Raw genomic sequence first — 5,793 nt, forward strand, 5'->3', positions numbered from 1 at the left:
CTTATTCCCTATAATTGTCTCTGCTATATCGGTCTCTGTAACCATAGCATCGATACTAATAATACTATCTTCAAATATCCAACAGTTTCAAAAGCTGTGGGATAGCGGTTATCTTGTTACTCTTATCGTCCACCTTAAGCTGCCCAAGCACTAAATGATTGCCTGATGACCAGGCGCTTACCATGTGGATAAGACTCCTCTCATGAAAACCATCTTTTGATCCTCTAATGCATTTACCGTCAATACTTACAAGCTCCCTTTTAATGGAATCATCCTTTATTCCTTCGGTCCATTTGATAAATAACTCTTCGAACAATCTGGGGAGGACATTAGAAAATACCCGGTTGATCGTATCATGTGAAGGAATCCCGTTGGGAAGCTTCAAAATGTGCGAAGAAAATTTATCTGGGTCTTACCAAATTCTTCAATCGAGTCCCAGGATTCCGCTCTACAAATTACCGCCAGGACGATAGAATAATGATATCGCTCAATAAATGCTTTTTATTACGGAGAGCCTGTAATATGGTAGTTGATCATAATAATGGTAAAGTCTTTACTGCTTTCATAACCTAAAGTTAGGCCTTGAAACCAAGTCTGGATTAATTACTTTCAAAAGCGATATAGGCAACCGTTTCAGGTTTATAATTGCCACAATAGTTTCTGTAAATAATCTGATTATTTCTTGCAATAAGAATGGAAGCTCGAGGATAATATCCTGAATCGATCCATCCTTGTATTTTTCGTTCAAGTGGACTAAAATCATACTTCTTTAACGGACTTTTTGATTGCGCACTCGCATGACTACCCATTAAGAGAATAGTGCAGAACACAAAATTAACTTTAAAGAAGTTTGATTTCACCATTACGAATTTTAGTGTTTGACTTTATAAAATTTAGCTCCAAACGCAAAGATAACGAGGTAACAGACAATTGGCAGGTAATACGCATGCGCTATCCCTACATTATCGGCCACCTTACCCATGATCAGTGGGAATAAAGCTCCTCCTACTACACCCATTGAAATAAAGGAAGACGCCTGTTGAGTATGTTTTCCCAGGTTCTTGATCCCTAAACTAAAAATTGTAGGGAACATGATACTGAAGAAAAAGTTTATAGCAAGTAAAGCGATAAAAGAAGGCCATCCCCAGCCTTGAGCTACAATAATACACATCACGATATTGGCTAATGCAAACCCAGCAAGTAAAGTAGGAGGCGCAATAATACGCATCAGAAAGGTGCCGATAAACCGTCCTACTAACATAATAGCCATAAACAGAACCAGATAGGTACCAGCCGTTGCTTCACTGAAGCCCATTTGTTCATGACCATAATTGATAAAGAACGCCCAGGTACCACTTTGTGCAGCTACATTAAAAAACTGTGCCGCTACTGCCCATCTGAAATGCACATGCTCAAACAACTTCTTGCCCGGTGCCAAATCTACGTTAACGGCGTCACCATTTGCCACTACAGCATGAGGATCCGTTAATGGAGGAACCTTTACAAAGGAAAAGGCAATCGCAATCAGGGCGATCACACTCCCAATCACCAGATATAACATTTTCACTGAAGTCAGGTCTGTACTCCCGGCCACATTATGACTCAATAAGAAGTAAGATCCAATAGCAGGACCCAAAATAGCGCCCAACGCGTTGAAAGACTGTGCAAAGTTAACTCGCTGGTCACTGGTGCGCTGATCACCAAGGGAAGCCACAAAAGGATGTGCCACTGTTTCCAGTGTAGATAAACCACAACCCAGAATAAACAAGGCTACTCCAAAGAAGCCAAAGGAGGCCGTGTTTGCTGCTGGTACAAACAAAAAGGCTCCTATCGCAAACAGGGACAACCCCAGTAATACCCCATTTTTATAACCAAACCGTTTCATAAACAATCCGGCAGGGATGCCCATCACAAAATAAGCGCCAAAAATAGCGAACTGAACAAAGGCTGACTGTGTTCTACTCAGACTCAATACGTGCTGAAAATGCTTATTTAAAACATCCCCCATTGTAATAGCCACTCCCCAAAGCATAAACAAAGAGGTAACAAAGATCATAGTAGTGAGAAATTTTTTATCCGTAAAAGAGGGCTTTGCTGCAAGAGGCTGCGGAACAGGGTTAATACTATCTTTCATTAATGAATCCATTTAATTATCAATTTTAAATATGTGTTAAAACCAGACAAAGTTCATTCGCCCTTACTTTTAATTATTTCATAAGCCTCAACCATATGGCCTGTCCGCCGGAGGCAACTAGTTTTGCATGCAGAACAGTTTTGGAATCAGCCTTTACCTTTTTAATACGAACACCTGTTTTGGTATTTACTGTTAAATCATCCAGGTAGACACTGGCAGTGTACTTCTTTCCCTTTGATAAAAAATCTAAGGATATTTTTAAATCACGCGCATCATTGTTAGTTAGGGTACCTACGAACCAATCATTCCCTTTTCGCCTGGCGGTAGTAATGTATTGTCCTGGGATACCTTGAACTACTTTGGTTTCATCCCATGTTGTAGGAATTTTATCCCAAAACTCTAACTCAGGCTCATCATTAGATAGAGATGGTTTGTCATACCAGTACAAGGTTTGTAGCGGACTATAATACACCACTGCCATAGCCAGTTGATGTGCGTGTGTAGTCTTTATTCGCTTATCATAGTAACAAATTGTATAATCAGCAGCCCCGGCTATATAGCGTGTAAAAGGCAAGACAGTATTATGAGTAGCATCCGGCATTTCTTCATTTCCTCGTATTCCTTCAGCAGTCATAAAGTTCGGCCAGGTACGCTGTTCTCCCGTAGGACGCCAGTCATCATGAATATTGACCATAATTTTTGCATCAGCTGCTTGTTGAATTGCTTTCTCAATCCAGGTTGTCCATCGGTGTGAACCTACCTGAGCAAACCCAAATTTAACACCTTTTACACCCCATTTATTAAAAACCTGGAACAACGAATCTGACTGTGCCAATAGCGCCTGCTGATTCACATACAACCATACCCCAACACCTTTTTCTTTACCATATTGAATAATTCCCGGAAGGTCGAAATCTGGAATAGCCACTTTGGTGGCGTCAGAACTAAAAGAGAATGCCGGACCATACCATTTCCAATCGAATAAAATATATTGCAGGTTATGCTTGACCGCAAAATCTATATTTCCTTTTGCATCAGCGGTAGTTTGCGTCATTACACGCATTATTTTACCAGGAACCAACCAGCTTTCATCCTTTATCCGTGATGGCGCATTCAGGTTAAGGATCATGTAGTTATGTTCAATCAACTGACCCGGTTTTTCAGCTATCATTATTGCCCGCCATGGTGTTCCAAATGGAGATATCAAATCAGCTGGATCAAACATCGAAGTAACAATGGTATTCGTCTTCTCCTTACTTAACATGAACTTAGTGCGCGAATAGTCAAACATTTGAGCTTCCAACAGACTTGTATATAGCCCATTTCCCAGCTGAAGTGTAAGCGGGCGGTCACTTTTATCCGGCCAGTTTTTTAAAGGCAGAAGTTGATAGGGAGCCTGGGCCCATCCTGCATACCATGCTTTCGTATTTTCAGGTAGCACAAATTCAGTATTTTCTGCCGTTATCCTGTAATAAGTTCCCTTTTCATTTTCCGGAAAAAAATAACGGAATGCAGCACCTTCATTATATACCCTGATCTCAACATTCATCAAATAAATGGAGGTATCATCTTTTACCAATTCTATATTAGCAGCATTATAATAATCTCTTATTTCTGCCTTTTCTCCGTTTTTAGGCTTCCATGTAGTATCATGAACAGAATTGCTGATTCTTTTTATCTCCAAGTTTTCAAACCATTTTTCATGTTTGTCAACTTTCAGGGCCATCGCACTTTCGGAAAGATGGTTATCCAGTTGCAGATCAAGGACCGACTCGTTGATAACCGCCTTATTTTTATATTGAACAGTATAATATAAAACCCTTTTACCGTCTGCAAAACCCTTCTGATAGAAGTCAAACTTAATATTTTTGTCCGGAGACCAAACGGAAACACGGCTTTGCTCTATAATATTCTGGCCTTTAACAGAATGCAGCATAAGTATTAAATCGAAAAACACGAGGAATAGACCGTTCATTGATTATTTTAAAACTGATAATATAGTTTGACCTTCTTTCAGTTTTTTAAGCCGTAACAAGGCTTCGATATAATAATAATCTGCATAGATTATGGATGCGTCAACTTCCGAGTTATTAGGCTTATGTCCTGTGGAATGTAATAAGAAAGCCGAGTTTGTGTTTTTACTTAAATACCCATCAGATGACAACTCAGCAAGCATTTTTTCTGCTTTTTGCCGATATTCTTTAGCTTTCGACTTGTCAGGAACAAAGGTGGAAAGTTCTAATAATGCGGATGCTGTTACTGCCGCAGCAGAAGCATCTCTTGGTGCATTAGGAATATCAGGATCATTGAAATCCCAAAAAGGAATCAAATCTGCGGGAAGTTTGTTTAAATATACATCTGTTACCTTTTGCGCAAAATCTAAAAACTCAGGATTTTTAGTCTCCCTGTAACACATCGTATATCCGTATATAGCCCAGGACTGACCTCTGGCCCACATGGAATTATCTGCATATCCCTGATGTGTCACCGCTTTAATCTTTTTCCCGGTTTCTTTATCATATATCACTACGTGGTAAGACGTATAATCAGGACGGAATTGATTTTTCATTGTCACTTCAGCATGACTTACAGCCATATCATAAAGTTTTTGGCTCCCTCCATTTTTAGATGCCCAGAATAACAGCTCCAGGTTAATCATATTATCCATGATGGTGTTATGCTGAGGCCACTCCATATTAGGAACAGGTCTTGGCCATGACAATATGGTACCCACTTTGGGATTGAATAAAGTGGCTAATGTATCTGCAGAGCGAAGAAGTATTTCTTTATAATCTGGATTGCCTGTTAAGCGATATCCGTTTCCAAAGCTATTATAAACCATAAATCCGAGATCATGATCAATGGCAGGCATCTGCGATAAAGGAGTCAGTAACCGACTGAACTTATCCGCTTCTGTCTTCCATTTTTGATTACCAGTGGCTTCGTATAAATACCAGAGTTCTCCTGGCCAAAAGCCGCTTGTCCAATCCTGATAACCAACATAATGCCACTTGCCTGAGCCTTTATTGACATTACGTGGGATAACGGTATCACCATAATCTGGGATTGCCTTAAGAGTTCTTGAAGATTGAGCTTCTAAATAAGCGAAGTGTTTATCTGTTAGAAACTTATTACTTCCACAACTTTGAAGCATCAAGGCGAAACTGCAAAGCATTATTCCTTTTTTTATAATCAGGTTCATCATTAATAATAATTTATCCATGCAATATTATAAACTAATATTGCATGGAACTGGTACACCAAATATATGCATACTAAACCGATTTAGAAAATCTTAACAAAAAAGTGACAACAAATTTCTAATATCCAATAATTTATTCTCAAATACAATGAATTAAAACTATTAAATTATTAGTGATTAATTTCAGGCACTTACAATGTATGCATACGCCCAGAGCCATCTATTATCTGACAGTGTCCATTTTTAATTTTGTCCCAGACATAAAATTTAAAGAATAGACTCAACAAGAAACAACTTATACTCAGAAATGCATGCTCATTATTGCAACTGGGAGGCCAGTGGACAAAGCCAGATTGCCTTACAATAGCGCTTAAGAAAGAAGCGCCAATCCTAAAGTGTATTCAAAACTGAATAATTGTGGTTACAAGTATTTTACTTCTTCTAGAAATCAAATTTA

At 39.0% G+C, this 5,793-nt stretch carries 5 protein-coding genes; all 5 read right to left on the reverse strand.

What is annotated here, in order from left to right:
- Window positions 1–70 precede the first annotated feature (70 nt).
- Window positions 71–385, reverse strand: a complete 315-nt coding sequence (locus tag ADIARSV_RS11545; protein WP_040299890.1) for an ISAs1 family transposase — start codon at window positions 383–385, stop codon at window positions 71–73.
- A gap of 214 nt (window positions 386–599) precedes the next feature.
- Window positions 600–863: a hypothetical protein gene (locus tag ADIARSV_RS11550; RefSeq protein ID WP_152439855.1), complete on the reverse strand. Its 264-nt coding sequence runs from the start codon at window positions 861–863 to the stop codon at window positions 600–602.
- A gap of 8 nt (window positions 864–871) precedes the next feature.
- Window positions 872–2,134, reverse strand: coding sequence for an L-fucose:H+ symporter permease (fucP, locus tag ADIARSV_RS11555; protein WP_052017009.1), 1,263 nt, complete (start codon window positions 2,132–2,134; stop codon window positions 872–874).
- A 73-nt stretch (window positions 2,135–2,207) separates the two neighbouring features.
- Window positions 2,208–4,109: a glycoside hydrolase family 97 protein gene (locus ADIARSV_RS11560; protein ID WP_040299891.1), complete on the reverse strand. Its 1,902-nt coding sequence runs from the start codon at window positions 4,107–4,109 to the stop codon at window positions 2,208–2,210.
- Window positions 4,110–4,112: 3 nt separating this feature from the next.
- On the reverse strand, window positions 4,113–5,357 hold the full coding sequence (locus ADIARSV_RS11565) for a glycoside hydrolase family 88 protein (RefSeq protein WP_016195708.1): 1,245 nt from the start codon (window positions 5,355–5,357) through the stop codon (window positions 4,113–4,115).
- Window positions 5,358–5,793 lie beyond the last annotated feature (436 nt).

This window comes from Arcticibacter svalbardensis MN12-7 (genome assembly GCF_000403135.1).
GTDB classification, from domain to species: domain Bacteria; phylum Bacteroidota; class Bacteroidia; order Sphingobacteriales; family Sphingobacteriaceae; genus Arcticibacter; species Arcticibacter svalbardensis.

What these genes read in the sequence shown, in the direction of transcription:
- ADIARSV_RS11550 (WP_152439855.1), bottom strand. Translation starts at nt 863, where the DNA reads ATGGTGAAATCAAACTTCTTTAAAGTTAATTTTGTGTTCTGCACTATT.
- fucP (WP_052017009.1), bottom strand. Translation starts at nt 2,134, where the DNA reads ATGAAAGATAGTATTAACCCTGTTCCGCAGCCTCTTGCAGCAAAGCCC.
- ADIARSV_RS11560 (WP_040299891.1), bottom strand. Translation starts at nt 4,109, where the DNA reads ATGAACGGTCTATTCCTCGTGTTTTTCGATTTAATACTTATGCTGCAT.
- ADIARSV_RS11565 (WP_016195708.1), bottom strand. Translation starts at nt 5,357, where the DNA reads ATGGATAAATTATTATTAATGATGAACCTGATTATAAAAAAAGGAATA.